The following is a 26,855-nucleotide window of genomic DNA, read 5'->3' on the forward strand; positions in this document are numbered from 1 at the left end:
CCGGGCGACTTGTCGGTCCAGGGGTGCGCGGCTAGCCTGCTGGGCACGTCGATCTGACGGTTCATCAGAAATCCGTGGCGGAAGCAGACGGCGGTCCATCAGAAACAGGTGGCGAAAGCAGACGGCGGTCCATCAGAGACGGATGACGGATGACGGACGACGGATGGACAGGCGCCCACGGAGCCCAGGCGGAGGGACCCATGACAGACGGCACGACCGGCCGGATCACCACCGACCGTTCCACCACCGACCGGACCACCACCGACCGGACCACCACCGATCTGCCCCGCATCATCAGCGTCGACGACCATGTCATCGAGCCCGCACACCTCTTCGACACCTGGCTGCCCGCCCGGTACCGCGAGCGCGGCCCCCGTCCGCTCACCGCCGGCATCGGCGAACTCGCCTACATCGGCGGCAAGTACCAGATCACCATGGACCCGGCGGGACCGCCCACCGACTGGTGGATCTACGAGGACCTGAAGTTCCCGTACAAGCGCAACATCGCCGCCGTCGGCTTCGACCGCGACGAGATGACCCTGGAGGGCATCACCCGAGAGCAGATGCGCCCCGGCTGCTGGGACCCGGCCGAGCGGCTGAAGGACATGGACCTCAACCATGTCGAGGCCAGCCTCTGCTTCCCGACCTTCCCGCGCTTCTGCGGACAGACCTTCGCCGAGGCGCACGACAAGGAGGTCGCGCTGGCCTGTGTGCGCGCTTACAACGACTGGATGGTCGAGGAGTGGTGCGGCGGCAGCGACGGCCGGCTGATCCCGCTGTGCCTGATCCCGCTGTGGGACGTCGAGCTGGCCGTCGAGGAGATCCGCCGCAACGCGGCCCGCGGGGTGCGCGCGGTGACCTTCTCCGAGATCCCCACCCATCTCGGGCTGCCGTCCATCCACTCCGGGTACTGGGACCCGTTCTTCGCGGCGTGCCAGGACACCGGCACCGTCGTCAACATGCACATCGGCTCGTCGTCCCAGATGCCGGCCGCCTCACCGGACGCACCGCCCGCCGTCCAGGCGTCGCTCAGCTTCAACAACGCCATGGCGTCGATGATGGACTTCCTCTTCAGCGGCGTGCTGGTGAAGTTCCCGCGCCTCAAGCTCGCCTACTCCGAGGGCCAGATGGGCTGGGTGCCGTACGCCCTGGAACGCGCCGACGACGTCTGGCAGGAGCACCGCGCCTGGGGCGGCGTCCGCGATCTCGTCCCGGACCCGCCGTCCACGTACTACTACCGGCAGATCTACTGCTGCTTCTTCCGCGACCACCACGGCGTCGCGTCCCTGGACGTCGTGGGCCGCGACAACGCCACTTTCGAGACCGACTACCCGCACGTCGACTCGACCTTCCCGCACACCAAGGAGATCGCCCTCGACCATGTGAAGGGCCTGGACGACGAGACGGTCTACAAGCTGATGCGCGGCAACGCCATCCGCATGCTGGACCTGGACTTCGACAAGACTGGCGAATCGGACAAGCCCGGCGACTCACCCACGCCCGGCGAGTAGACGGTCGGCCGATGGACCTCACGTACACCCCGCAGGAGGAGGAGTTCCGGGCCCGGCTGCGGGAATGGCTGGCCCGGGTGCTTCCCGGCCTCCCGCCCAAGCCGCCGCCCGCCGACTGGCCCGCCCGGCGCGCCTACGACCTCGGCTGGCAGCGCATGCTCCACGACGCCGGGTACGCCCATGTCCACTGGGACGCGTCCCCCACCACCCGGCTGATCTTCCTGGAGGAGACCGAACGGGCCGGAGCCCCCTACGTCGGCGCCGGCTTCGTCGGCCTGCTGCACGCCGGGCCGACCATCGCCGCCGAGGGCACCCCGGCCCAGCGGGAGCGCTGGCTGCCGCCGATCCTGCGCGGCGACGAGGTCTGGTGCCAGGGCTTCAGCGAGCCCGACGCCGGCTCCGACCTCGCGGCCCTGCGCACCCGCGCGGTACGCGACGGCGACGACTACGTGGTCACCGGGTCCAAGATCTGGACCTCGCACGCCGAGGTCGCCGACTGGTGCGAACTGCTGGTGCGCACCGACCCCGACGCCCCCCGGCACCGCGGCATCACCTGGCTCGCGATGCCCTTGGACGCCCCCGGCATCACCGTACGGCCGCTGCGGACCCTCGCCGGATCGGCCGAGTTCGCGCAAGTGTTCCTCGACGAGGTGCGGGTGCCGGTGGCCAACCGGGTCGGGGACGAGAACGACGGCTGGCGGGTCACCATGGTCACGCTGTCCTTCGAGCGGGGCACGGCGTTCGTCGGCGAGGTCGTCGCCTGCCGCCGGGTGCTGGGCGAACTCGCGCGCGAGGCACGCAAGAACGGCCGCTGGGACGACCCCGTGCTGCGCCGCGCACTCGGCAGGCTGAACGCCGAGTTCCGCGCGCTGTGGCGGCTCACGCAATGGAACGTGAGCGAGGCCGAGGCCGGCGGGGGGCCGCCCGCGGGCGGGGCGCGGGGCGCGGGCGGCGTGCCGGGGGTCGGCGGCTCGGTCTTCAAGCTGCGCTACTCCCACGCCCGCCAGCAGCTCTACGACACCGCGGCCGACGTCCTGGGCCCTGACTCCCTCGACCTGGAGCGGCCGTGGATGCCGGACCGCCTGTCGTCCCTGTCGTACACCATCGCGGCCGGTACCTCGCAGATCCAGCGCACCATCGTGGCCGAGCGGATCCTCGGACTGCCGAAAGGACGGTGAGGGTCGTGCGGTTCCGGCTCACGGACGACCAGCGGGCGTTGCGGACGGGGGTACGGGAGCTGCTGGCGCGGCGGTTCGGGGCGGATGCGTTGCGGGCGGCGGTGAACACGGCGGACGCCGCCGGTGCCGCTCGGCTGGACCGGAGGCTGTGGCGGGAGCTCGGCACGGCCGGGTTCTTCGCGCTGCGGCTGCCCGAGGCGGACGGCGGGGCCGGGGCGGGACTCCCGGAGGCGGTCCTTCTGTTCGAGGAGGCGGGCCGGGCCCTGCTGCCCGGGCCGCTGGTCGCCACGCATCTCGCGGCGGGCGACGTGCCGGGTGCCGCGACCGGGGAGACGGTCGTCGCCGCCGTGGACGCGTCCGGGCTCGTGGAGTGGCTGGCCGACGCGGACACCGTGCGCGGCGACACCACCGGGGCCGTACCGCTGCGGTCCGCCGACCCGCTGACCCCGCTGCACCGACTGCCCGAGCCGCCCGTGAGGGATCCCCTAGCTGCGCCGGATCCGGTCGCGGTCCTCCTCACCGCCGCCGAGCAACTCGGCACCGCGGGCCGCTGCTGCGAGCTGGCCGTGCAACACGCCCGGGCGCGGGAACAGTTCGGGCAGCCGATCGGGGCCTTCCAGGCGGTCAAGCATCTGTGCGCGGACATGCTGGTGCGCACCGAGGTGGCGCGCGTCGCCGTGTACGCGGCCGCCGTCACCGAGGACCCGGCGGACGTCGCCGCCGCCCGGCTGCTCGCCGACGAGGCCGCCGTACGGGGCGCGCGCGACTGCCTCCAGGTGCATGGCGGCATGGGCTTCACCTGGGACTGCGAGGTCCATCTGCACCTCAAACGCGCCTGGGTGCGAGCCCGACGTGGCGGTGCCGCCACGGAGAGTGAGGAGATGCTGGCCGCCGAACTGCTCGCATGAGACGCCGTTCCGACACGTCGGACGGGGCCGTCGAGGGCCGCCCGACTGTCACCGACTGGAAATGTCGCGGATCGTGGCATACCGGAATCACGGAGCGTTGATACCGGGTTGTGTCCTAGGTGTGACTTGTCACGGCATGGAGTCAGGCGCCCACTCCGGTACCTTCTGTGGGATGCGAGTGGTTCCGAGCATGAGCCATGGCGACGCGGTCCCCCGGGGAACCATGCGTCCGTCGGTGCATGCCGCTGCTCGCAGGGCGGGAGCAGTTCCGGCCCCCGTCCGTTCGACTCGCCACGGCGAGCGTCGCACAGTATGCCGTACGAATACTCCTTCGCGCTGGAATATGCCCGAAGCGCTTGTTGAGGTGACTGTACGTCAACCATGCTGTCCGGCAAGGGAGTCACGGTCCGTGACCACAGCTGTGGCCGTTGTTCTGGCCTGGTGCGAAATGGCTACGATCGTGGCCCTCGTCATGGCGCGCGTAATGGCGCTCATGTGGCGCGAGCCCATGTGTCCGCCGGTTCGGATGGTGTGAGCGGTGCAGGTGCTTCAAGTGCAGTTGGAGATCCGGCCCGACCCCGCTGAGGTGGGGCGAGCCCGGCGCTGGGCCCGTTCGAGGCTGGCCGGCTCCGGTATAGAGGCCGATGAACCGCTTGCCGAGACCCTGATCCTGCTCGTCTCCGAACTCGTCACCAACGCCGTCGTGCACACCGGCTGCACGGCCGTGCTGCGGCTCTTCCTGCCGGGCGCCGCCGCCGATACGGCGCCCGTACGCCTGGAGGTCGCCGACGCCAGCACCCGTGCGCCGGTGCCCCGTTGCGTGGACGACGATGCCACCGGCGGCCGGGGCCTCGCCCTCGTCGACGGCCTCGCCGACCGCTGGGGCTGGAGCACGGAGGGCGCGGGCAAGAGCATCTGGTGCGAACTCGACCGCTGCGCGGAGCGGCCGGGAACAGCGCGGGCCACGACCTCCTACGGGATCGGCGTCACGGCGTACGACGGGCTGGCGTACGAGGCGGTGTAGCGCCGGGCAGTGCCGGGCGCTGCCTTCTCGTCGGCTCGGAACAGTTGAAGCCGGAACGGTCGGAGCACGGGTGCAGAACCCTCCGTCGGCAGCAGCCGACCGGGACTCGGTGCGCCGGGACGTGCTCCCGTGCGCGGTGACTGCGAATCGTATGTAAGTGGCAAACCCCCCATCTGGTGTTGACGCCCTGTGACCGTTTGGCCACGCTTGTCGTAGCGATCCGCCGTGAGGGGACGACGAGAGGCCGGGGCGAGGGTGGCCCTCGACGAGCGCGGTTCGTGCGGGTGGCGGTGCGCGCAAGGGGATCAGGGGGCAGCGCACCGCCGGCCCCGCCCCTCTCTGTTCAAGCTCTCAGAGAACGGCCACCGGAGCGACCGGAGTTCCCGTGGCGCCGGTGAAGGGTTCCGGCATGGCGGAGAGCAGGAAGGCGTACCGGCCGAGTTCTCCACAGGCTGTGGACAACTCTTCGAGGTTCCAGTTCTGGCCCTGGAGCATCCCCATCTCGACCAGGTCCAGGGCGTGCACCGGCAGCCAGAGGTCGTCCAGTTCGGGCGGGAAGATCTCGAAGGTGAGCGTGTCGTTGGCGACGGCGGCCACGTCGCGCGCGTGGAACCACTCGGGCGTACGGACGGACAGTCCCGGCGACGGATAGCCGTAGGCGTGCTTGTCGCCCGCCAGATACACCTGCACCTGCCCGGTCCGTACGAGCACCACGTCCCCGGAGCGGACCCGCACCCCGGCGAGTTCCTCGGCCGCGTCGAGGTCCTCCGGGGTGACGGCGTGGCCGCCGTCGAGCCGGTCGACCCCGCGCGCGCGTGCCACGTCGAGCAGCACCCCGCGCGAGACGATGGGCCCCACCTTGTCGATACCGCCGTGCGCGGCACCCCCGTGCGCGGTGATCGTGTCCGCCGGGCGCCCGTTGTAGAGCCGGCCCGAGTGCGACACATGGCTCAGTGCGTCCCAGTGGGTGCCGGCCTGGAGCCCCATGGTCACCGCGTCGTCGCTGCACGCGACCGTGCCCGGACCGAAGATCTCCTGGTTGACCTGGACCATCACATGGAGCGGATTGACGCGCCCGGGGATCATCCCGGTCTGCACGCCGTCCTCCTTGAGCGGCAGCGCGAGCGGCACGCGCCGCCCGCTGCGGACACAGGCGGCCGCCTCGCGCACCACGTCGCCGGTGATGAGGTTGAGCGTGCCGAGTTCGTCGTCGGCTCCCCAGCGCCCCCAGTTGTTGACGCGCTTGGCGATGGCGTGGAACTCGTCAGGCAGAGACATCTGTGTCCTCCCCGGGGCTTGTCTCCGTGCGTCCGGCCGGTCATAAAATCTAACGGTCCGTCAGAAACCACGGGAAGGGGCCGGGCGTGGGGAACTTCTTGGCAGGCAAGGTCGTCGCGGTGACGGGCGCGGGCCGCGGCATCGGACGGTCGGTGGCGCTGGCGGCAGCGGCCGAGGGGGCGCGGGTGGTCGTCAACGACCACGGGGTGTCGGTGGAGGGCGCCTCACCGACGAGTGAGGTCGCCGAGGCCGTGGTCAAGGAGATCGAGGCGGCGGGCGGGCAGGCCGTCGCGGTGGCCGACGACATCTCGACGATGGCCGGCGGGCAGCGGGTGGTGGACGAGGCGCTCACTTCGTACGGCCGCCTGGACGGGGTGGTGTGCGTGGCGGGCATCCTGCGCGAACGGATGCTCTTCAACATGACCGAGGAGGAGTGGGACCCGGTGGTCGCCACCCACCTCAAGGGCACGTTCACGGTGTTCCGCGCGGCCTCGGCGGTGATGCGCGGGCAGCGCTCCGGCACACTGATCGGCTTCACGAGCGGCAACCACCAGGGCTCGGTCTCGCAGGCCAACTACAGCGCGGCGAAGGGCGGCATCATCTCCCTGGTCCGCAGCGCCGCACTGGGCCTTCACAAGTACGGGGTGACGGCGAACGCGGTGGCGCCCGTGGCCCGGACCCGCATGTCCGAGAACGTCCCCATGGAGCTGAAGGAGATCGGCGAGCCGGAGGACGTGGCCGCACTGGTGGTGTACCTCCTGTCGGACCGCGCGAGGGAGGCTCGCATCACGGGCCAGGTGTACACGATCGCAGGCCCGAAACTGGCGGTCTGGGCCCAGCCGAGGGAACTGAGGGCGGCGTACGCGGAGGCCGCCTGGACCCCGGAGAGGATCGCGGACTTCCTGCCCGGAACGGTGGGCACGGACCCGATGCCGATGCTGGAACAACTGGAGGCGATGGAGCGGGCGGCAAGGAAGGGAGCGAGGCCCAACCGATAGCCAGTACGGCGTTTGAGGACGGGATCTCGCCCCCGCCGCCCCTTCTTCCCGTCCCGTCCCTGGGGGCTCCGCCCCCGTACCCCCGCTCCTCAAACGCCGGAGGGCTGAATTTCAGCCCGTCCGGCGTTTGAGGACGAGGCCCGAAGGGCCGACAAGCGGGGGTCTGGGGGCGCAGCCCCCAGGGCCGGGAACGGGAAGGGGCGGCGGGGGCGAAACCCTCGACCCGCACCAAGACGAGGCGGAGACCATGGACTTCGAATTCGGTCCGCAGGACGAAACGTTCCGCAACGAAGCACGCGCATGGCTCCAAGCCAACCTCCAGACCCAGACCCGCCGAGACTGGGAACGAACCCTCGGCGCCGCAGGCTGGATAGGCCTGGGCTGGCCGGAAGCCGGCCACGGCAACCGCACCGCAACCCTCACCCAACAGGTCGCGTGGGCGGAGGAGTACGCCCGCTCGGGCGCACCCCCGCGCTCGGGCCACATAGGCGAGAACCTCCTGGCCCCCACCCTGATAGCCCACGGCACCCCGGCCCAGAAGGCCCGCTTCCTCCCCCCGATCGCCGCGGGCGAGGAACTCTGGTGCCAGGGCTACAGCGAGCCCGGCGCCGGCTCCGACCTGGCGGCGGTGCGCACCACGGCCGTACGCGAGCGGCCGGGGTCGCAGGGGCCACAGGGGCTGCACGGGCTGCACGGGCTGCACGGGCCGCACGGGCCGAATGGGCCGTACCACCGCGTCACAGGCCAGAAGATCTGGACATCACTGGCCCACGAGGCGGACTGGTGCTTCGTACTGGCCCGCACCGAACCCGGATCCAGCCGCCACCACGGTCTGAGCTTCCTGCTGGTCCCCATGGACCAGCCCGGCAGGGTGGAGGTCCGCCCGATCCGCCAGCTCACCGGCACCAGCGAGTTCAACGAGGTGTTCTTCGACGGCGCCCGAGCCGAGCACGTCGTGGGCGGCGAGGGCAACGGCTGGCGGGTGGCGATGAGCCTGCTCGGCTTCGAACGGGGCGTGTCCACGCTGGCCCAGCAGATCGGTTTCGCAAGGGAGTTGGAGGAGGTGATCCAGACAGCGACGGCGACGGGAGCCGCCGGCGATCCGGCCATCCGCGACCGACTGATCCACCAGTGGGCCGAGTTGCGCACGATGCGCTGGAACGCCCTGCGCACACTGGGCGGTTCGGGAGACGCGGGCGCCCCGAGCGTGGCGAAGCTGCTGTGGGCGGGCTGGCACCAGCGGCTGGGCGAGCTGGCGATGCTGGTGCGCGGCGCGGAGGCGAGCGCGGGCCCGCGGGACTGGTCGCCGTCCGCGCCGTACGAACTGGACGACTCCCAGCACCTGTTCCTGTTCTCCCGGGCCGACACGATCTACGGCGGCTCGGACCAGATCCAGCGCACGATCATCGCCGAGCGGGTGCTCGGCCTGCCGAGACGAGCCGAGGGCTGAGAGGGGGCCGCGCCGTGCGAGGTGTGGTGTACGACGGACAGCGGACGGAGGTCGTCGACGACCTGGAGGTACGGGACCCGGGCCCCGGCGAGGTGAGGGTGGCGATCGCGGCGGCGGGCCTGTGCCACAGCGACCTGTCGGTGGTGGACGGAACCATCCCCTTCCCGGTGCCGGTGGTCCTGGGCCACGAGGGCGCGGGAGTGGTGGAGTCGGTGGGCGCGGGGGTGGACCATGTCGCCCCCGGCGACCATGTGTCGTTGTCGACGCTGGCCAACTGCGGCACCTGCGCGGAGTGCGACAGGGGCCGCCCGACGATGTGTCGCAAGGCGATAGGCCGCCCGGCGCGCCCGTTCACGAGGGCGGGCCGAAGCGTGTACCAGTTCGCGGCGAACTCGGCCTTCGCAGAGCTGACGATCGTGAAGGCGGTCCAGGCGGTCCGCATCCCGCAGGACATCCCCCTGACCTCGGCCGCCCTGATCGGCTGCGGCGTGCTGACCGGGGTGGGCGCGGTGCTCAACCGGGCGCGTGTCGACCGGGGTGACACGGTGCTGGTGATCGGCACGGGCGGCATCGGGCTGAACGTCATCCAGGGCGCGCGGATCGCGGGCGCGCTGAGGATCGTCGCGGTGGACGCCAACCCGGCGAAGGAGCAGGCGGCGCGGCAGTTCGGTGCGACGGACTTCCTGACCTCGACTGAGGGGGTGCGCGACCTGCTCCCCGACGGCGCCGACCACGCCTTCGAATGCGTGGGCCGGGTGGAGCTCATCCGCCAGGCCGTCGACCTCCTGGACCGGCACGGCCAGGCGATCCTCCTGGGCGTCCCCCCGGCCACGGCGGAGGCGGCCTTCCGGGTCTCCTCGATGTACCTGGACAAATCCATCCTGGGATGCCGCTACGGCTCCTCCCGCCCCCAGCACGACATAGCCCTGTACGCCGACCTCTACCGCAAGGGCGACCTCCTCCTGGACGAACTGATCACCACGACCTACCCGATCGAGGACTTCGAGAAGGCGACGGCGGACGCGGAGGCGGGACGGCTGGCGCGGGGAGTGTTGACGTTCTGAGCCGACAGGCCCTGGGATGAGGGAGTCAGCGGAAGGTCCGCCGGTAGGCGGTGGGTGTCACTCCGAGCGCCGCCTGGAGGTGCTGGCGCATCGACTGGGCGGTGCCGAAACCGGCGTCCCGGGCCACCTGGTCGACGGACAGAGGGGTGGACTCCAGCAGATGCCGGGCCCGTTCCACCCGCTGCCGGGTGAGCCACTGCCCGGGGCTGACCCCGGTCTCCTCGCGGAAGCGGCGGGTGAAGGTGCGTACCGACATGGACTCCTGTGCGGCCATGTCGCGCAGTTGGATCGGCTCGTGCAGCCGGGCCAGGGCCCAGGCGCGGGCTCCGGTCGTCGTGGCCTGCACCGGATCCGGGACCGGACGCTCGATGTACTGCGCCTGCCCGCCGTCGCGGTGCGGCGGTACGACGGTGCGGCGGGCGACCTCGTTGGCGACGGCGGTGCCGTGGTCGCGGCGCACCATGTGCAGACAGAGGTCGATCCCGGCCGCCACGCCCGCCGAGGTGAGCACGTCGCCGTCGTCGATGAACAGCACGTCCGGATCGACGTCGATCTTCGGGAAGAGCCGCTGGAGATGGTCGGTGTCCGCCCAATGGGTCGTCGCCCGGCGCCCGTCGAGATAACCGGCCGCGGCGAGCACGAACACACCGGTGCAGATGGAGGCCATCCGGGTACCGGGCCGGATACGGGCGAGGGCACTGGCCAACTCCTCTGTCAGCACCCCCTCTTCGAACACCGGGCCCAGCTTGTACGACGCCGGGACGATCACCGTGTCGGCGGTGGCCAGCGCCTCGGGCCCGTGTGCCACCTGCACCGTGAAGTCGGCGTCCGTCACGACCGGGCCCGGCCCGCGGACCGAGCAGGTGACGACGTCGTAGAGGCTGCGGCCCTGCGCGTCCTTGGGGCGCCCGAAGATCCGGTGAGGGATGCCGAGTTCGAAGGGCAGCAGCCCGTCGAGGGCGAGCACGACGACCCGATGCGCCCGAAACCCGCGACCCGGAACATTGTCCATGGCCCGATCCTATCGGACACTGTCCTTCGGGCCAGTGGTCCGTACGGCGTCCGCACCGCACCCTCGATGACGTGACCCAGACAGATGTGCCCCAGATACCCGAGATGCCCCAGAGGCAGGAAGCCGCGACGGCGCCGGCCGACGACCGCGGCCACCGCATCCACCGGGCGTGGTTCGTCGCCGCCGTCACCTTCGTCACCATCATCGGCGCGGCGGCCTTCCGTTCCCTGCCCGGGCTGCTGATCGACCCCCTCCACCGGGAGTTCCACTGGTCGCACGGCACGATCGGTGCGGCCGTCTCCGTGAACCTCGCCCTCTACGGCCTCACCGCCCCCTTCGCTGCCGCACTGATGGACCGCTTCGGCATCCGCCGGGTCGTAGCCGTCGCCCTCACCGTGATCGCGCTCGGCTCGGGCCTGACGGTGTGGATGACGTCGGCCTGGCAACTGGTCCTCTGCTGGGGCCTGCTGGTCGGGCTCGGCTCGGGCTCGATGGCGCTGGCGTTCGCGGCGACGGTGACCAACCGCTGGTTCACCGAGCGGCGCGGCCTGGTCACCGGCATCCTCACCGCGGCTTCCGCCTCCGGCCAGCTGATCTTCCTGCCGCTGCTGTCCTGGCTGGTCTCCCACCACGGCTGGCGCCCGGCCGCCGTGACCGTCGCCGTCGCCGCCCTCGCGGTGGTCCCCTTCGTCTGGCTGCTGCTGCGCGACCACCCGGCCGACATCGGCCAGAAGCCCTACGGCGCCACGGAGTGGGTGCCCAAGCCGGCCCCGGTGAAGGGAGCCGCCCGCCGAACGCTCCGGGTCCTGCGGTCCGCCGCCCGCACCGGGCCGTTCTGGCTGCTGGCGGGCACCTTCGCGATCTGCGGCGCCTCCACCAACGGCCTGATCCAGACCCACTTCGTGCCCGCGGCCCACGACCACGGCATGCCGATCACTGCGGCGGCCTCGCTGCTCGCGGTCATCGGGGTGTTCGACGTCGTCGGCACGGTGGCCTCCGGCTGGTTCACCGACCGCTTCGAGCCCCGCCGCCTCCTGGCCGTCTACTACGCCCTGCGCGGCACGTCGCTGCTCTTCCTCCCGATGCTCCTCGCCCCGAGCGTGCACCCACCGATGATCTTCTTCATCGTCTTCTACGGCCTGGACTGGGTCGCCACCGTCCCGCCCACCCTCGCCCTGTGCCGCGAGGTCTACGGCGAGGACAGCGCCATCGTCTTCGGCTGGGTCCTCGCCTCCCACCAGGTCGGCGCGGCCCTGGTTGCCTACCTGGGCGGTGTCGCCCGCGACACCTTCGGCTCGTACGACATGGTCTGGTACGCCTCGGGCGCGCTGTGCGCGGCGGCAGCGCTGATGGCGCTGATCATCCGGCGGGGGCAGGTGTCTCGGGTGACCGCCGTGGCGGCCACGGCTGTGTGACGGCTGAGGCCGCTGTGTGGCGGCTGAGCCGCGAGGGCGGTTCCGAGCATGAGCCACTGCTGCCACAGCGTGGTCGGTATACCCCATAAGGGCGTTCCGGGGCGAATATGGTTGATGTTGCTTTCTGTGCTGTTTAGCGTGCCCCGAAGAAGTGCTGCGGGGTGGGAGTCCCGTGACCGCCGGCCCTGAAGCGAGGTATGGAGCGAGTGCACGCGAGGTCCGGCTTCCGGCCGGTTCCCAGGTCCGGGCCGGCAGGGCGAGGAGCGCGGCTCACGAGGTTGCGGCGGTTGCGGACGTTCGCCGTACTGCCGCTGCTCGCGTCGGTGCTCGCAGGCTGCGGCGGTGGTGAGGCGGGGGGCGGCCGGCTCACCCTGAACTGGTACAACTTCCCCGACGACTCCGGCGCGCTCCAGCAGGCCGCCGACAAGTGCAGCCAGGCGTCCGGCGGCCGGTACCGGATCGTCTACAACAAGCTTCCACGCGCCGCCGACGGGCAGCGCGAGCAACTGGTGCGCAGGCTGGCGGCCAAGGACAACTCGGTCGACATCATGGGCCTCGACGTCACATGGGCCGCGGAGTTCGCGGAGGCCCGCTGGATCCGCGAGTGGACCGGGGAAGTGAAGCAGCGGGCGACCGAGGGCACCCTGCGCGTACCGCTGCGGACCGCCACCTGGAAGGACAGGCTGTACGCCGTTCCGTACAACACCAACACACAGCTCCTGTGGTATCGCGACGACCTGGTGCCCACCCCGCCCGGAACCTGGGCCGAGATGCTCGCCATGGCCCGCAGACTCGCCCAGCAGGGCAAACCGCACCTGGTGGAGATCCAGGGCGCCCAGTACGAGGGCCTCACCGTCTGGTTCAACAGCGTGATCAGCAGCGCGGGCGGCTCCATCCTCAACGCCGACGCCACCGCGCCGTCGCTCGGCCCACCCGCCGTGCGGGCCGCCCAGATCATGCACGACCTGGCGAACTCACCGGCCGCGGACCCCTCCCTGGCCAACCAGATGGAGGACCAGAACCGCCTCGCCATGGAGTCAGGGACGGCGGCGTTCGAGATCAACTATCCGTTCGTCTATCCGTCGATGAAGGCGAACAACCCGAAACTGTTCGAGCACTTCCGCTGGGCGCCCTACCCGCGGGTCGGCGCCGGCCGGCCGTCACGCCCCACCATCGGCGGAATCGACCTGGCCGTGAGCGCGTACTCGCGCCACCCCGGGCCGGCCTTCGAGGCGGCACTGTGCCTGCGCAACCGGGACAACCAGCTCACGGCAGCGCTCGTCGGCGGCCTGCCGCCCACGCTGCGCGGTCTGTATGACGAGCCGTCGCTCATCAAGAACTACCCGTTCGCCAAGGAGGTGCTGGCGGGCCTGGAGTCGGCGAGCGTGCGGCCGATCACCCCGGCGTACCAGAACGTGTCGATCGCGGTTTCCCACACGCTGTCTCCCCCGGCCGCGATCCATGCGCGGAGTTCGGTCGACACCATCGACAACCTGATCGGCCAGGCGCTCCAGTCCAAGGGTGTGATCCCGTGACCCACCACCTCCCGCACCGTCCCGCCCTCCCGCGCCGACGCGCGCGGGCCTGCTCCCCCGGCGGCCCCAGATGAGCATGCAGGCGCAACCGGCCGGGGCCCCGCCGGCCCCCGAGGCAGAGCAGTCGCGCAAGGACCAGGCGGCTCTGTCCGCGGGTGCCCGGCAGGAGCGGCGGCTGGGCTGGCTGCTGTGCGCGCCGGCCGTCATCGTCATGGTGGCCGTGACCGCGTACCCCATCGCCTACGCCGTCTACCTGTCGTTGCAGAGATACGACCTGCGCTTTCCCGCCCAGGCGAAGTTCGTGGGTCTCAGCAACTACGGGGCGGTGCTGTCCTCCCCGTTCTGGTGGGACGCCTTCTGGGTGACGCTGTTCATCACTGCGGTGTCCGTCACGATCGAACTGGCCCTGGGCATGGGGCTCGCGCTGGTGATGCACCGTGCGATCTTCGGCCGCGGCACCGTACGCACCGCGATCCTTGTCCCCTACGGGATCGTCACGGTCGTCGCCGCGTTCTCCTGGCAGTATGCCTGGACACCGAACCTCGGATACCTCGCCGCGCTGCTGCCGAGCGGTTCCGCCCCCCTGACCGAGCAGTGGCCGGCCCTGTGGCTGATCATCCTGGCCGAGGTGTGGAAGACCACCCCGTTCATGGCCCTGCTGCTCCTCGCGGGCCTGGCCCTGGTCCCCGAAGAGACCCTGAGGGCTTCCATGGTGGACGGCGCCAACGCCTGGCAGCGCTTCACCCGGGTGGTGCTGCCGCTGATGAAGCCGGCGATCCTGGTGGCGCTGCTGTTCCGCACCCTCGACGCGTTCCGGATCTTCGACAACATCTACATCCTGACCTCGGGGGCCCAGGGAACCGGCTCCGTGTCGATCCTGGGCTACCACAACCTGTTCACCGCGCTGAACCTGGGCATCGGGTCGGCGATCTCCGTACTGATCTTCATCTGCGTCGGGATCATCGCCTTCGCCTTCACCAAACTGTTCGGCGCGGCCGCTCCGGGCGCGGAGGTGAAGCGCTGATGGCCGCCGTGGGCAAGGCACACGCCACCCGTTGGGCCGTTCTGAACGTGGTGGTGGTGCTGTACGCGCTGTTCCCGGTGTGGTGGATCGCCGCGCTGTCGTTCAAGGACCCGAGCACCCTCACGGACGGCAACTACATCCCCACCAAGTGGACCTGGGAGAATTACCGGGGCATCTTCGACACGTCCCAGTTCACCCGCGCCCTCGTCAACTCCATCGGTATCGCGCTGATCGCCACGGCGATCGCGGTGGTCCTGGGCACCATGGCCGCCTACGCGGTGGCCAGACTGCGGTTCCCCGGCAAGACGGTGCTCATCGGCATGTCCCTGCTGATCGCCATGTTCCCCCCGATCTCGCTGGTGTCACCGCTGTTCAACATCGAGCGGACCATCGGCATCTTCGACACCTGGATCGGGCTGATCATCCCGTACATGACGTTCTCGCTGCCGCTGGCTATCTATACGCTGTCGGCGTTCTTCCGGGAGATCCCCTGGGACCTGGAGAAGGCGGCGAGGGTGGACGGGGCCTCACCCGCGCAGGCATTCAGGCTTGTCATCGTGCCGCTGGCGGCACCGGGCGTGTTCACCACGGCTATCCTGGTCTTCATCTTCTGCTGGAACGACTTCCTGTTCGCGATCTCGCTGACCTCCACGGAGAGAGCACGCACCGTGCCGGCCGCGATCGCCTTCTTCACCGGCAGCTCGCAGTTCCAGCAGCCCACCGGGTCGATCGCCGCGGCGGCCATGGTGATCACCATTCCGATCATCGTTTTCGTCCTGCTCTTCCAGCGGCGCATCGTCGCCGGACTCACATCCGGAGCGGTCAAGGGCTGACCCGGCCACCGCCACCGGCCGACCGCCGGTCCACAGCCACCCGGGTCGACAGGCACCCGTTCCGCACCCGTCCGATCCGCGTCATCCCCGGGAGCCGGAAGGCACGAAGGCAAGGAGGCACCACCCATGGCCGAGATCATCCTTGAGGGAGTCACCAAGCGTTTTCCCGACGGAGCCCTCGCCGTGAAGGACGTGGACCTCGACATCGCCGACGGCGAGTTCGTGATCCTTGTCGGGCCGTCCGGATGCGGCAAGTCCACCACTCTGAACATGATCGCGGGACTTGAGGACATCACCGAGGGCACGCTGCGCATCGGTGACAAGGTCGTCAACGACCTCACCCCCAAGGACCGCGACATCGCGATGGTGTTCCAGAGCTACGCCCTGTACCCGCACATGAGCGTCCGGGAGAACATGGGCTTCCCGCTGCGCCTGGCCAAGGTCGACAAGGCCACTGTCAACGAGAAGGTCGAGGACGCCGCCCGCGTGCTCGACCTGACCGAACACCTGGACAGAAAGCCCGCCAACCTCTCGGGCGGCCAGCGCCAGCGGGTGGCCATGGGCCGGGCGATCGTCCGCGATCCCAAGGCCTTCCTGATGGACGAGCCGCTGTCCAACCTGGACGCCAAGCTCCGGGTGCAGATGCGCACCCAGATCTCCCGGCTGCAACGCCGCCTGGGCACGACGACCGTGTACGTCACTCATGACCAGACCGAGGCCATGACTCTCGGCGACCGGGTCGTGGTCATGCGACAGGGCCTCGTCCAGCAGATCGGCACACCCGCCCATCTCTACGATCACCCGGTCAACCTCTTCGTCGCGGGCTTCATCGGCTCCCCCGCGATGAACTTCCTGACCGCGACCCTGGAGAGCAACGTCCTGCGGTCACCCGTGGGCGAGCTGCCCCTGGACGACCGTATGCGCCAGGCACTGGAACGGCAGAACGCACCCCGGGACGTCATCGTCGGCCTGCGGCCGGAGGCCTTCCAGGACGCGGCCCTGGCACACGACGAGGGCCTTCCCCGCGTCACCGTCACCGTGGACGTTCTGGAGTCGCTGGGTTCCGACGTGTTCGTCTACTTCACGGCGGAGGGCGCGGGTGCGACGACGTCCGAACTGGAGGAACTCGCCGCGGACTCGGGAGCACGGGACACCGGCGCCACCCCTCAGGTGGTGGCCCGGTTGGACGCCGCCACCCGGGCTCGCGAAGGGGAACCCGTGGGGCTGCAGGTAGACATGGGCAAGGCACACGTGTTCGATCCGGCGACCGGGGCGAACCTCACGCACCCGGAACACGCCGTCTGACAACGCACACCCTGCCGTGGCGGGCGCCGACCATGCGGTGGCAGCCGTCGGCATGCGGTGCCTGAGCCTGTACGGAGGCCCTGTGGCCGTCAGGGTCGCAGGCCGGTGAAGCCGCCCCGGTGGAAGATCAGGGGGTCGGCGGGCTCGGCGTCGGAGGGTGCGGCGAGGGCGGTGACTCTGCCCACCACGATCAGGTGGTCGCCGCCCGTGTGGACCGCGTGGACGGTGCAGTCGATCCACGCCGCGGCGCCTGTCAGGCGCGGGGCGCCGGAGACCGGGGACGGGGTGTGGCGCACGCCCGCGAACTTGTCCGTCCCGCTCATCGCGAAGCCCCGGCACAGAGAGGCATGGTCCGCGCTCAGCACGTTGACGCAGAAGACCCCGGCGCGGGCGATGCGCGGCCAGGTGGTGGAGGTGCGGGACACCATGAACGCGACCAGCGGCGGATGCAGGGAGAGGGACGAGAAGGACTGGCAGGCGAAGCCCGCGGGGCCGGTCTCCCCTTCGGCCGCCGGTGCCGTGATCACCGTCACCCCGGTCGCGAAGCGGCCGAGTACGTCACGGAATTCGGCCTGGTCGATCGGGGCCCGCTCGTCGTCCCGGACGCAGCGCAGTTCGGGGCGGGGCAGTGGCTCGACGGCCGGTGCCCGGCCCGTCCGCCTCAGGTGGCGGACCGCGGCTGCCGCCGCTCCTGCGTGTCCCATCATTGGGCCATTGAAGCTGACGTCTTGTCAGTTCGGAAGGGTCAGCGGCCGGTGTATTTCGCCGGGCGGCGTTCCCTGAAACTCGCCACTCCCTCCTGGGCGTCCCGCGTTGTCATGTTGATCTCCTGGGCCGAGGCCTCGGCGGCGAAGGCGGTCGCGCGGTCCGTGTCCAGGGAAGCGTTGACGAGTTGCTTGGTGAGGGTCAGGGCGCGGGTCGGGCCGGAGGCGAGGCGGGTGGCCCATTCCGTCGCCGTCTTCTCCAACTCCGCGTCCGGGAGTACCCGGTTGACCAGACCCAGGCGTTCGGCCTCCGTCGCCGGGAGCGCGTCGCCGAAGAACATCAGCTCCTTCGCCCGCTGCGGGCCGACAAGGCGGGGGAGGAGATACGCCCCGCCGCCGTCCGGGACCAGGCCGCGACGTACGAACACCTCGATGAAACGGGCCGATTCAGCCGCCAGCACCAGATCGCACGCCAGCGCCAGATGCGCGCCGAGCCCCGCCGCCGTACCGTTCACCGCCGCGATCACCGGCTTCTCGCAGTCCAGTACGGCCGCGATCAGGTGCTGGGCGCCGAGACGCAGCATCCGGGCCACGTCGCCCGCGACTCGGTAGCCGACGGATGTCGTAGGGCTGGCCGACGTCGTAGGGCTGCCTGACGTCGTAGGGCTGCTTGACGTCGTAGCGCTGCTTGACGTCGTAGGGCTGCTTGACGTCGTAGGGCTGCCTGACGTCGTAGCGCTGCCCGACGCCGTACCGCCGCCGCCCCGCAGGTCCGCGCCCGCGCAGAAGCCGCGGCCCGTGCCCGTCACGACCACCGCCCGCACCTCCGGGTCCGCCGACGCCTCCGTCAGCAGCCCGATCACCCGTTCCCGCATCCCGGGGGTGAGGGCGTTCAGTGTCTCCGGGCGGGAGAGGGTGATGTACAAGACCTGCGCGCGGATCTCGTGCCGTACCCATGTCTCAGGTCCCGACGTCGGCTCCGTAGCCCTCATCAGCTGCACACCACCAGCGCGTCCAGCGCCACCGCACCCTGCCCCCGGGGCAGGACGAGCAGCGGGTTGATGTCCAACTCGGCGAGATCATCCCCGAGTTCCAGCGCCATCCGCTGCACCCGCAGGACGACCTCCACCAGCGCGTCGACATCGGCGGGCGGACGCCCCCGCACCCCCTCCAGCAGGGCGTGCCCGCGCAGTTCGGTCAGCATGGTGCGCGCCTGGTCCTCGCCGAACGGCGGCACCCGTACCGCCGCGTCCCGCAGGACCTCCACCAGCACCCCGCCGAGTCCCACGGTCACCGTCGGCCCGAAAAGGTCGTCGTGGGTCATGCCGACGACCATCTCCACGCCCCGCTCGATCATCTGGCACACCAGGACGCCGTCCAGGTCGATGCCCTCGTAGCGGGCGATGTCGGTCAGTTCGCGGTAGGCGTCGCGGACCTGGCTCGCCGAGGTGAGGCCGATCTTGACCAGGCCCAGCTCGGTCTTGTGGGCGAGATGGGCGCCGGACGCCTTCATCACCACCGGGTATCCGATCTGTGCCGCCGCCCGTACGGCCGCCGCCGCGCTGGTGACCAGTTGCTCGCGCGGGACGCGGATGCCGTAGGCGCGCAGCAGCTGCTTGGCCGCGTGTTCGCTGAGCTGCCGGCCCGGCTGGAGCAGGGCCTGGGCCTTGCGGTGGGAGGGGGACGGGGTGCGGGGGGCCTCGTCGAAGGGGGAGCGGTAGGCGGTGGTGAAGCGGTGGTGGGAGAGGTAGGCGCGGACGGCGGTGAGGCAGTTGCCGACCGTGCGGAAGGTGGCCACGCGGGACGAGCCGAGCAGCACCTCGCGGTACGCCGGCTCGGTGCCGACCGGCGAGCCCCAGACCACGCACACCAGCTTGTCCGTGGTCTCCGCCGCGTCCACCAGGTCTTGCACCAGCCGGTCGCTGAGCGGCGGGAAGGGGCCGGTGACCGGGCAGATCAGCACGCCCACGGCCGGGTCGGCGAGGATGGCGTCGATGATCTTCCGGCCGCGCCAGTCGCCCACCGGATGCCCGCCGTTGTCCACGGGGTTGGCCACGCTCAGATACTCCGGGATCCACTGGTGCAGCTCGGCCTGTCTGGCCTCCGACAGCACCGGCAGCGGCAGTCCGGCCTCGGTGGCGAGGTCGGCGACATGGGCGCCGGTGCCGCCCGAGATGGAGTAGACGACGACCCCGTCGGCGTGCGGGGGCCTCGCGCGGGCCAACAGGGCGGCGGTGTCCTGGAGTTCGTCGAGCCCGTCGACCCGGATCACCCCGAACTGCCGCATCGCCGCGTCCACGACGTCGTCGGCGCCGGTGAGCTTGCCGGTGTGCGAGGCGGCCGTACGCGCCCCGGCCTCGGTGCGGCCGACCTTGACGGCGACGACCGGCACGCCGCGGCGGGCTGCGCGGTCGGCGGCGAGCAGGAAGGAACGGCCGTCCTTGAGGCCCTCGACGTAGCAGGCGATGGCGCCGACCTCGGGCCGTTCGGCGAAGTACGAGATGAAGTCGGCGGTCTCCAGATCGGCCTCGTTGCCGGTCGGCGCCCAGTGGGAGAGGCGGATGCCGAGTTCCTGGAGGGCGAAGACCGGGCGGCCCTGGTGGCCGGACTGGGTGATCAGGGCGATGGCGGGGCCGGTCAGGTCGTCGCGGAACCGCTCGAAGGCGTTGAGGTTGGTGTTCGGACCCAGCAGCCGCAGCCCGGCCTGCTCGACGGCGGCCGCCAGCCGCCGCTGTGCCGCAGCGCCGGCGGCCCCTGTCTCGGCGAACCCGGAGGCGAAGGCGACGGCGAACTTCACCTTGGCGGCGCCGAGTTCCTCGATCACCGGCACCGGGTCGGCGACCAGCAGCACGGCGAGGTCGACGGGTTCGGGCAGTGCGGCGACGGAGGGGGAGCAGGGGAGCCCGAACACCGTGGCCCGGGTCGGATGCACCGGGTGCAGCCGGGCGCCGACCCGCTCGGCCCAGGCCAGCAGCTGCCTGGTGACACCGGTGTTGGGCCGCCCTTCGGCGTCCGAGGCGCCGACGACGGCGACCGACGTGGGGCGGAAGAAGCGGTCCAGGTCGGGTGGGTCTACATACAACGGGCGTCCGCTGACGTCGAGTTCGTCCACATCGGCGGTACGGCCGTGCACGGCGGGGCCGGGCCGCGGTTCGCCGCAGGCGATGACCCGGGCCCTGCGGGAGTCGGTGGTGAGGGTGCCGTGGGTTGATCCAAGCATCGGTCCGCCCCGCTCCTGTCTGGCAGCTGACAGCGCAGAGTGGTGGTGGCGGCTGGCAGCTCGGCTCCAATGACTGACGCCCAAAACTGACGCTCTGTCAGATTACTGAATTGACGCAGTGTCAGGAACCCTCTGGACCCGGACCCCTGTCCGAATGCGGACCCGGACCCGGACGCCTACCCGGATCGGGGACGGATCGGGGACCTGCCCCGACCCCCCGAACCCCCCCTGAACGGCTACGGCAGCCGGGACAGCCGATCCGCTCCGTACCGTACGACGGCCTTGGCTATCTTCTCCGCGTCGATGGCCAGTTCGCGGAACATACCGCTGATGGGGTTGGTGAAGCCGGTGAAAAACAGGCCAGGTGTGTTCTGCGGGGAGCGTCCGCCGTTCACGACCGGTCTTCCGGCCTTGTCCAGCACCCCGAGGTCGCCGACGAGCCCCTCCAGGGCGCGGACGTACCCGGTGGCCGCGACGACGGCGTCCGGCTCGATACGGGTGCCGTCGGCGAGCACCACCTTGCCGCCCTCGAAGGAGTCCACGGCGGCGACGATCTCGACCTTCCCCTTGCGCACGGCGTTGATCAGCCCGACGTCCTGCACGGGGATGGCGCCCTCCTGTACCCGCGAGTACAGCCCGGAGTCGGGGCGCGGCAGGCCGTGTGCCGACAGGTCCGGCACCCCGAGCCGGGTCACGGGCTTGGCCAGCCGGTCGACGAACCGCACGGGCAGCCGCCGTACGAGGACGGCCGAATACTGTGAGGGCCACCCGACGGTGGACCGGCGCACGATGTGCGGCACCGTCCGTACCGCCAGCCGCACCCGGGAGGCCCCGCCCTCCACCAGGTCGACGGCGATCTCGGCGCCGGTGTTGCCGACGCCGACGACGAGCACGTCGCGCCCGGCGTACGGCTCGGCGTTGCGGTACTCGCCGGCGTGCAGGAACTCGCCGGTGTAGTTGTCCAGTCCGGCCCAGTCCTCGGGGATGCGGGGGGTGTGGTTGTAGCCGGTGGCGATCACGACCGCGGCGCCGGTCAGCTCACGCCCGCCAGTGGCGTGCAGCAGCCAGGTGCCGTCGTCCGCCTGCTCGACCCGCGAGACCTCGACACCGGTGACGATCTCCAGATCGTGGACCTCGGTGTACTTCTCCAGATAGCGGATCACGTCGTCCCGGGCGACCCACCGCCCGAACCGGCGCGGCATCGGCAGCCCGGGCAGGGCGGACATGCGCCGGGTGGTGTGCAGCCGCAGCCGGTCGTAGTGCTTGCGCCAGGACGCCCCGACGCGGTCGGACCGCTCCAGTACGACGGCGCGTATGCCCCGGGCGCGCAGCTCGTACGCGACGGAGAGCCCGCCGGGGCCACCTCCGACGATGTAGACGGGGTGATCCGCGGTGCTCTGAGCCGCGGGGATCGGGGGTGTCGAGGAGTCGGCCATGAGCGGGAGCGTAACCGCGCACCCCGTTGATGGGTCTCGGTCAAGAGGGGAATTGGTTGCGGATCGATCACGGCTGTAGGAGGAGTGGGTGGGATTGGTGACGTAGATGTCCTGGTTGTGCGCTGATTGCGGGGGATCGGTGGGGCGGGTTGTGTGGCCCGGCTGGGGGTGACCGGGGTCTTGTGGAGGCGGCGCCGTTCGCCGAAACTGACGTACCGTCAGATGGAGGGTACGCATGGACACGATCTGGCTCAGTGGTGCCGAGTGGCTGGCCGTGCTGCGGATCGGCCTCGGGCTGTGGTGGCTGGAAAGCTGGCGGCACAAGGACAAGAAGAGCTGGTTCGAGGGCGGCGGCATCGGCTGGGCGGCGGGCATCGCGGCGAAACACCGGTGGGGCGCGGTCCGGTCGGGCTTCGCCAGGGTGGTGACACCCCGGCCGCGCGTGATGGCGTACGTCGTCGCGTACGCGGAACTGGCACTGGGGCTCGGGCTGATCCTCGGGTTCCTGACGCCGGTGGCGCTGGCTGGGGGTCTGGTCCTGAACGCGCTGTACTTCGTGCTGATGATCCACGACTGGGCGGAGCAGGGCCAGAACTCGATGATGGCGCTGATCTCGGCGACGGGGTTCTTCGGGATGTCGTGGCAGACGTGGTCGGTGGACCACGCGCTGGGGTGGTTCGGATGACGGGTCCGGAGACTGTGGGAGCGGGTCGCTACGACGCACCCAGGCGCTACGACGCACCCGAACCCGACGCCTTCACGCGCCCCTACTGGGACGCGGCGGCGCAGGGACGACTCCTGCTGCGCCGCTGCCGGGCCTGCTCCCGCCCGCACCACTACCCCCGCGAGTTCTGCCCGCACTGCTGGAGCGAGGACGTGACCTGGGAGACGGCGAGCGGCCGTGCCGCGCTGTACACCTGGTCTGTCGTACACCGCAACGAGCTGCCGCCCTTCGCGGAGCGCACGCCGTACGTCGCCGCGGTGGTCGAACTGGCGGAGGGCCCGCGGATGATGACGGAGATCGTGGAGTACGAGACGATCGGCCTGCGGGCGGGGATGGCGCTGGAGGCGGTGTTCCGGAACGGGATACCGGTGTTTCGGCCGCTGGCCGGGTGACACCGGGGGAATCACAGGACTCTGCGGTTTAAATGAAGGTATGGGACCCATACGCGACCGACACGAACCCCGTGACCGACACGAACCCCGTGAGCGACGCGACCGACGGGACCGCGCCCCGATCCCGCTGTGCCGGCCGCGACCCGGACGCCCTGCAGGTCCTGAACTGCGCGGCGAGGGTCTGTGCCTGCGCCAATGGGACGCGGAGTCCGAGACCGACACGGCGGCGTGGCTGCGCGGCCGGACCGACCCGGAGTTCCGCCGCTGGAACACCGCGCTGACGGAGATCACCGACCTCACGGGTGCGCGGGAGTCGCTGCGCAGCCAGGCGAGGGCGATCGCGGACGGGGCGTGCGCGAATTTCTGCGTCACGGACGCGGAGAACGGCACGGTGCTCGGCCATGTGGGGGTGAACGCGATAGTGCAGGTGATGCGGGTGGCCCGCATCGGCTACTGGGTCCTGCCGGAGGCCCGCGGCCACCACGTGGCCACCCGGGCCCTCACGCTGGTCTCCGCCTGGGCGTTCACCGGCCTGGAACTCCACCGCCTGGAACTGGGCCACGCCCTGGGCCACGAGGCGTCGTGCCGGATAGCGGAGACGTGCGGCTACCCGGCGGAGGGGACGCTGCGGGGAGCGATGTTCGAGTCGGGCACGCTGGAGGAGTTCCGGGACGTACACCTGCACGCGAGACTGTCGACGGACGGCGCCCCGCAGGCACCGGTTGTCTGACTCAAGGCCAGAGCAACTCCTTGCTCCACCCCTCCCCCGTACGCCGATAGACGAGCCGTACGTGCCGACGCTGGGCGTCCCCCTGAAAGAACTCGACGGTGTCGGCCCGCAGTTGGTAGAGAGTCCACGATGCCGCAGTGGCCCCCGGCTCCGCCTCGGCAAGCCGCCAGGCAGCCTGGGACGCCTCCGCCAACTCCTCCAGGGACCCCAGGGGCTCGCTCTGGTGCCCGGTGAGGGCGGCGGCGAGGGCGCCGGTGGTACGGGCGCGCAGATCGGCCTGGGCCTCGGCGGCCGGGGCGGTGGTGACCGGCCCGCGGACCCGGACCTGCCGCCCGTGCACGGGCCAGTAGAAGGCGAGGGCGGCGTACGGGCAGTCGGCGAGCTGCCGCCCTTTGGCGCTGCCGGAATGCGAGGCGAAGGACCACCCGTCGGCGTCCGCACCGTGCAGCATGACGATCCGCACGTCGGGATGCTCGTCGGCGTCGGTCGTGGCGAGGGACATGGTGTGCGGCTCGACCTGCCCGGCAGCAGCAGCCTCAGCCAGCCACGCCCCGAACAACTCCAACGGCCCGTCGGGCACCGCGTCGGGCTCCAAGGCCCCCAGCTCGGTCACCCCCGGATCCCACACCCGAAGGGACCGCAGCAGTTCCTGAAGATCCATACCTTGAGTATCACCCGGGAGACGAGCCGGCGGCGTCGGCACGGAGGCACCGGCTCGGTCACCTCCCGATCCCACCCCGGATCGTGCCCGGGTGCTGACAGCACTGCCCGAATTGGGCCATCAACACGCCCTGCAGCAACTCCGCGTCCACGAACTCCCCGATCTCCGGCGCCCCGCAACGCCAGCTGAGCGGATACGTGTTGCCGTCCGGAGCCGGAACACCGACGTACTCGTCCCGCCTGGCCGATGCGGACCGCCCGAGACGGCGCGCGCCGGGCGGCCAGTCGTACTCCTCGCTCTCACCGGGAGCCAGCAGGAAGTACGTCCAGCGGCAGCGGTTGACTTCCCGTACGACGGGACCGGGCCGGCCGTCGGTGAGCGAAGCGAGATGGTGCACCACCGCCTCCGCTCGGACCCCGCACACACGGATCGCATCGAAATGGACTCCGGCCAGCCGAAGTTGCAGACCGGCGCTGGGCACCCACATCGGGTGAAGGTTGCTCGTCATGGGGACGAGCTTTGCGCCGTGTGCTTAGCGTGACCAGGTGGACACGGTACACATCGGTGGCTGTGGGGAGGACGGTGGTCGGAGTGGGCGTGAGTGGGATGCCTTCTGTGGGACGGCGGCTGGTCGGGGAGTTGCTGCGCGTCCATAGGACACGGCTGGGGCTCACCCAGAAGGAAGCGGCGGAGCTGCTCCACGTGTCGGAGTCTTGCTTCGGGGCGTATGAGCGGGCGGAACGGATCCCGACGACCGAGTTCTTGAAGCACGGGGACAAGGGGTTGGATGCACGGGGAGCGCTGTGCGCGTGCGTCGAGATGATGGACGTGGAGAGGTATCCGCCGAGGATTGTGGACTGGGTGAGGGCGGAGCGGCTGGCGCATGTGATCAGAAACTACGAGACGATGCTCGTCCCAGGTCTGCTTCAGACGGAGGGATACGCGCACGCGTTGTACGGAGCCCGCGTTCCCGCCTTCACGAGCGACGAGATCCAGCAGCACGTTGAAGCCCGCCTGGAACGGCAATCGGTCTTGACCCGGCAGCCGCCTCCGCTCCTCGGGTTCGTCATCGAGGAATCGGTCCTGGAACGGCCGATCGGTGGCCCCGATGTGCTTCGGCAGCAACTTCACCATCTGCTCCACTGCATGAAGGAGCTGAACCATCTGACGCTTCAAGTCATGCCAACCGGGCGCCACGTGCACGCTGGGCTCCGCGGACCTCTGCAACTGATGAGCACTGCGGAAGGGCAAAACCTGGCATACACCGAAGGGCATGGCGGCAGTACGGTGGTCTCCAAGGCGGAGCAGGTCAATCGGCTGAGCCATCTGTTCGGCGTCCTACAGGCCCAGGCACTCACGCCATGGGAGTCGGCTGAGCTCATCGAGAGGAAGGCAGAAGCACTGTGAACAGTGAACTGGCCTGGATCAAGTCGAGCTTCAGCGATAACGAAGGCGGCCTGTGCGTGGAAATAGCCCTGACCCCCACGGTGGTCCACATACGTGACTCCAAGACCCCGGCCCGGACGGCCCCCGTCCTCACCGTCGCTCCCACCGCGTGGGCCGCCTTCCTCGCCACCGTCCGCCACCATTGAGCCGACGATCACCGCAGACCGAGGAGACGTCGGAACACGAGTCCACCCGCCCCATGGATTGCCAAGCGCCCGATCCCCTGGAGGCGAGTCCACCGCGCCGGTTCCTCACTCGTCGTGGGCTCGCTGGTCGGATGTCGGCACGAGGAGGGGGCGCGAGCGAGATCGGCGTGCCGGACGGGCGGCAGACAGTACGTTGAATCCAGCGGGATCGGGCCCGCAGCGCAGTGTCCGGGAGGTGCTTCATGACGGCCGAGATGGTGGCCCCGGCGTGGATGCATGAGCAGATCACGGCGGAGGAGTACGAGTCCTGGTCTGAGGAGCAGTGCGCCGGTATCGAGATCGTGGACGGGATGGTCGTCGTGAGTCCGAGTGCGTCCAAGCGGCACAACCGGCTGGCCCGGATTCTGGCGAACGCCCTGGATGCCGCCGCGGGCCCGGAGTGGAACGCCGACACGGACTTCGACGGCCGGCTTCAGGACGTCCCGCTCACCAATTGCCGCCCGGGCGTCGTCGTGTACCGCGCAGACACGGTCGACATCACCCCCACCCGCCCTGAGCACGTGCTGCTGGTCGCGGAGGTGGTGTCGCCGGGCTCGGAGACCACCGACCGGATCGTGAAGGTCGAGCAGTACGCCAAGGCTGGCATCGGCTTCTACTGGCGAATCGAGCAGGCCGCGACAGGCGTTCCTCTCGTGTACACCTACGTTCTCGACCCGGCGACGAAGACCTACAGGGACGGAGACGTGTTCACCGGTGTCCTCAAGGTAGCGGCCCCCTTCTCGGTGGAGATCGACCTCGGCCAGGTCTGACCCACGCGCTGCTCAGCAGCCGGCCGCGCGTGAGCGTAGTCCGCGATCACGG

Annotated in this window: 26 protein-coding genes; 18 read left to right on the forward strand and 8 right to left on the reverse strand. The window is 70.5% G+C overall.

From position 1 onward, the window contains the following. Positions 1-200 precede the first annotated feature (200 nt). The 4 genes from ACSYGN_RS22625 to ACSYGN_RS22640 all read left to right on the forward strand — a co-directional run bounded on the left by ACSYGN_RS22625 (position 201) and on the right by ACSYGN_RS22640 (position 4,621). The gene (locus ACSYGN_RS22625) at positions 201-1,511 is read left to right on the forward strand and encodes an amidohydrolase family protein (RefSeq protein ID WP_460398411.1); all 1,311 of its coding nucleotides are present in this window, start codon (positions 201-203) and stop codon (positions 1,509-1,511) included. Between the two features lie 11 nt (positions 1,512-1,522). Then, complete coding sequence (locus ACSYGN_RS22630) at positions 1,523-2,689, forward strand: acyl-CoA dehydrogenase family protein (RefSeq protein ID WP_460398413.1); 1,167 nt, start codon at positions 1,523-1,525, stop codon at positions 2,687-2,689. Positions 2,690-2,694: 5 nt separating this feature from the next. After that, positions 2,695-3,597, forward strand: a complete 903-nt coding sequence (locus ACSYGN_RS22635) for an acyl-CoA dehydrogenase family protein (protein WP_460398415.1) — start codon at positions 2,695-2,697, stop codon at positions 3,595-3,597. 553 nt (positions 3,598-4,150) lie between these two features. Next, complete coding sequence (locus ACSYGN_RS22640) at positions 4,151-4,621, forward strand: ATP-binding protein (RefSeq protein ID WP_460403661.1); 471 nt, start codon at positions 4,151-4,153, stop codon at positions 4,619-4,621. Between the two features lie 351 nt (positions 4,622-4,972). Here ACSYGN_RS22640 and ACSYGN_RS22645 read toward each other — a convergent pair whose 3' ends face one another. Beyond that, the gene (locus ACSYGN_RS22645; RefSeq protein WP_460398417.1) at positions 4,973-5,899 is read right to left on the reverse strand and encodes a cyclase family protein; all 927 of its coding nucleotides are present in this window, start codon (positions 5,897-5,899) and stop codon (positions 4,973-4,975) included. Positions 5,900-5,985: 86 nt separating this feature from the next. Between ACSYGN_RS22645 and ACSYGN_RS22650 the strand changes: the two genes are divergently transcribed. The 3 genes from ACSYGN_RS22650 to ACSYGN_RS22660 all read left to right on the forward strand — a co-directional run bounded on the left by ACSYGN_RS22650 (position 5,986) and on the right by ACSYGN_RS22660 (position 9,411). Beyond that, positions 5,986-6,897: an SDR family NAD(P)-dependent oxidoreductase gene (locus ACSYGN_RS22650; protein WP_460398419.1), complete on the forward strand. Its 912-nt coding sequence runs from the start codon at positions 5,986-5,988 to the stop codon at positions 6,895-6,897. Positions 6,898-7,144: 247 nt separating this feature from the next. After that, positions 7,145-8,347, forward strand: a complete 1,203-nt coding sequence (locus ACSYGN_RS22655; RefSeq protein ID WP_460398421.1) for an acyl-CoA dehydrogenase family protein — start codon at positions 7,145-7,147, stop codon at positions 8,345-8,347. Positions 8,348-8,361: 14 nt separating this feature from the next. Continuing rightward, positions 8,362-9,411 (forward strand): Zn-dependent alcohol dehydrogenase, encoded by a 1,050-nt coding sequence (locus tag ACSYGN_RS22660; RefSeq protein WP_460398423.1) that lies wholly within the window; start codon positions 8,362-8,364, stop codon positions 9,409-9,411. Positions 9,412-9,436: 25 nt separating this feature from the next. Here the strand turns inward: ACSYGN_RS22660 and ACSYGN_RS22665 are convergent, their stop codons facing one another. Beyond that, the gene (locus tag ACSYGN_RS22665) at positions 9,437-10,423 is read right to left on the reverse strand and encodes a GlxA family transcriptional regulator (protein WP_460398425.1); all 987 of its coding nucleotides are present in this window, start codon (positions 10,421-10,423) and stop codon (positions 9,437-9,439) included. A gap of 104 nt (positions 10,424-10,527) precedes the next feature. Here ACSYGN_RS22665 and ACSYGN_RS22670 point away from each other — a divergent pair, with 104 nt between their 5' ends. From ACSYGN_RS22670 to ACSYGN_RS22690, 5 genes are all read left to right on the forward strand, one after another. Next, positions 10,528-11,838 carry an MFS transporter gene (locus ACSYGN_RS22670; RefSeq protein ID WP_460403663.1) on the forward strand — a complete coding sequence of 437 codons (1,311 nt, stop codon included), beginning with the start codon at positions 10,528-10,530 and terminating at the stop codon, positions 11,836-11,838. Between the two features lie 287 nt (positions 11,839-12,125). Further along, on the forward strand, positions 12,126-13,373 hold the full coding sequence (locus ACSYGN_RS22675) for an ABC transporter substrate-binding protein (RefSeq protein WP_460398427.1): 1,248 nt from the start codon (positions 12,126-12,128) through the stop codon (positions 13,371-13,373). A gap of 70 nt (positions 13,374-13,443) precedes the next feature. Next, positions 13,444-14,397 carry a carbohydrate ABC transporter permease gene (locus ACSYGN_RS22680; protein WP_460398429.1) on the forward strand — a complete coding sequence of 318 codons (954 nt, stop codon included), beginning with the start codon at positions 13,444-13,446 and terminating at the stop codon, positions 14,395-14,397. After that, positions 14,397-15,230 (forward strand): carbohydrate ABC transporter permease, encoded by an 834-nt coding sequence (locus ACSYGN_RS22685; RefSeq protein ID WP_460398432.1) that lies wholly within the window; start codon positions 14,397-14,399, stop codon positions 15,228-15,230. Before ACSYGN_RS22680 ends, ACSYGN_RS22685 begins: the two co-directional genes overlap by 1 nt. Before the next feature lie 126 nt (positions 15,231-15,356). Beyond that, positions 15,357-16,535 carry an ABC transporter ATP-binding protein gene (locus ACSYGN_RS22690; protein ID WP_460398434.1) on the forward strand — a complete coding sequence of 393 codons (1,179 nt, stop codon included), beginning with the start codon at positions 15,357-15,359 and terminating at the stop codon, positions 16,533-16,535. A gap of 89 nt (positions 16,536-16,624) precedes the next feature. Here the strand turns inward: ACSYGN_RS22690 and ACSYGN_RS22695 are convergent, their stop codons facing one another. The 4 genes from ACSYGN_RS22695 to ACSYGN_RS22710 all read right to left on the reverse strand — a co-directional run bounded on the left by ACSYGN_RS22695 (position 16,625) and on the right by ACSYGN_RS22710 (position 21,895). Beyond that, complete coding sequence (locus ACSYGN_RS22695; RefSeq protein WP_460403665.1) at positions 16,625-17,239, reverse strand: flavin reductase family protein; 615 nt, start codon at positions 17,237-17,239, stop codon at positions 16,625-16,627. A 41-nt stretch (positions 17,240-17,280) separates the two neighbouring features. After that, positions 17,281-18,231, reverse strand: a complete 951-nt coding sequence (locus tag ACSYGN_RS22700; protein WP_460398436.1) for an enoyl-CoA hydratase/isomerase family protein — start codon at positions 18,229-18,231, stop codon at positions 17,281-17,283. Further along, positions 18,231-20,459 (reverse strand): acetate--CoA ligase family protein, encoded by a 2,229-nt coding sequence (locus tag ACSYGN_RS22705; RefSeq protein ID WP_460398438.1) that lies wholly within the window; start codon positions 20,457-20,459, stop codon positions 18,231-18,233. Before ACSYGN_RS22705 ends, ACSYGN_RS22700 begins: the two co-directional genes overlap by 1 nt. 236 nt (positions 20,460-20,695) lie before the next feature. Beyond that, the gene (locus ACSYGN_RS22710) at positions 20,696-21,895 is read right to left on the reverse strand and encodes a flavin-containing monooxygenase (RefSeq protein ID WP_460398440.1); all 1,200 of its coding nucleotides are present in this window, start codon (positions 21,893-21,895) and stop codon (positions 20,696-20,698) included. Between the two features lie 235 nt (positions 21,896-22,130). On the opposite strand from ACSYGN_RS22710, the gene ACSYGN_RS22715 reads away from it, so the two are divergent. Genes ACSYGN_RS22715 through ACSYGN_RS22725 form a run of 3 tightly spaced genes read left to right on the forward strand, consistent with a single transcriptional unit; the run spans position 22,131 to position 23,741 of the window. Next, positions 22,131-22,580 (forward strand): DoxX family protein, encoded by a 450-nt coding sequence (locus ACSYGN_RS22715; RefSeq protein ID WP_460398442.1) that lies wholly within the window; start codon positions 22,131-22,133, stop codon positions 22,578-22,580. Continuing rightward, a complete protein-coding gene (locus ACSYGN_RS22720; protein WP_460398444.1) occupies positions 22,577-23,011 on the forward strand; it encodes a Zn-ribbon domain-containing OB-fold protein in 435 nt (144 codons plus the stop codon). The genes ACSYGN_RS22715 and ACSYGN_RS22720 overlap by 4 nt, the downstream gene beginning before the upstream one ends. A 40-nt stretch (positions 23,012-23,051) precedes the next feature. Next, on the forward strand, positions 23,052-23,741 hold the full coding sequence (locus tag ACSYGN_RS22725; RefSeq protein WP_460398446.1) for a GNAT family N-acetyltransferase: 690 nt from the start codon (positions 23,052-23,054) through the stop codon (positions 23,739-23,741). A gap of 1 nt (position 23,742) precedes the next feature. Here ACSYGN_RS22725 and ACSYGN_RS22730 read toward each other — a convergent pair whose 3' ends face one another. Together ACSYGN_RS22730 and ACSYGN_RS22735 are read right to left on the reverse strand one after the other, a co-directional pair. Continuing rightward, on the reverse strand, positions 23,743-24,402 hold the full coding sequence (locus ACSYGN_RS22730) for a pyridoxine/pyridoxamine 5'-phosphate oxidase (RefSeq protein ID WP_460398448.1): 660 nt from the start codon (positions 24,400-24,402) through the stop codon (positions 23,743-23,745). Between the two features lie 58 nt (positions 24,403-24,460). Beyond that, positions 24,461-24,910 (reverse strand): hypothetical protein, encoded by a 450-nt coding sequence (locus tag ACSYGN_RS22735; RefSeq protein ID WP_460398451.1) that lies wholly within the window; start codon positions 24,908-24,910, stop codon positions 24,461-24,463. 98 nt (positions 24,911-25,008) lie between these two features. Here ACSYGN_RS22735 and ACSYGN_RS22740 point away from each other — a divergent pair, with 98 nt between their 5' ends. From ACSYGN_RS22740 to ACSYGN_RS22750, 3 genes are all read left to right on the forward strand, one after another. Then, entirely contained in the window at positions 25,009-25,809 is an 801-nt protein-coding gene (locus tag ACSYGN_RS22740; protein ID WP_460403667.1) for a helix-turn-helix domain-containing protein, read from the forward strand. Further along, entirely contained in the window at positions 25,806-25,994 is a 189-nt protein-coding gene (locus tag ACSYGN_RS22745) for a DUF397 domain-containing protein (protein ID WP_460398453.1), read from the forward strand. The genes ACSYGN_RS22740 and ACSYGN_RS22745 overlap by 4 nt, the downstream gene beginning before the upstream one ends. Positions 25,995-26,236: 242 nt before the next feature. Continuing rightward, positions 26,237-26,803, forward strand: a complete 567-nt coding sequence (locus ACSYGN_RS22750) for a Uma2 family endonuclease (RefSeq protein ID WP_460398455.1) — start codon at positions 26,237-26,239, stop codon at positions 26,801-26,803. The last annotated feature ends 52 nt before the right edge of the window (positions 26,804-26,855 follow it).

The sequence above is a fragment of the Streptomyces sp. YIM S03343 genome (assembly GCF_054729195.1).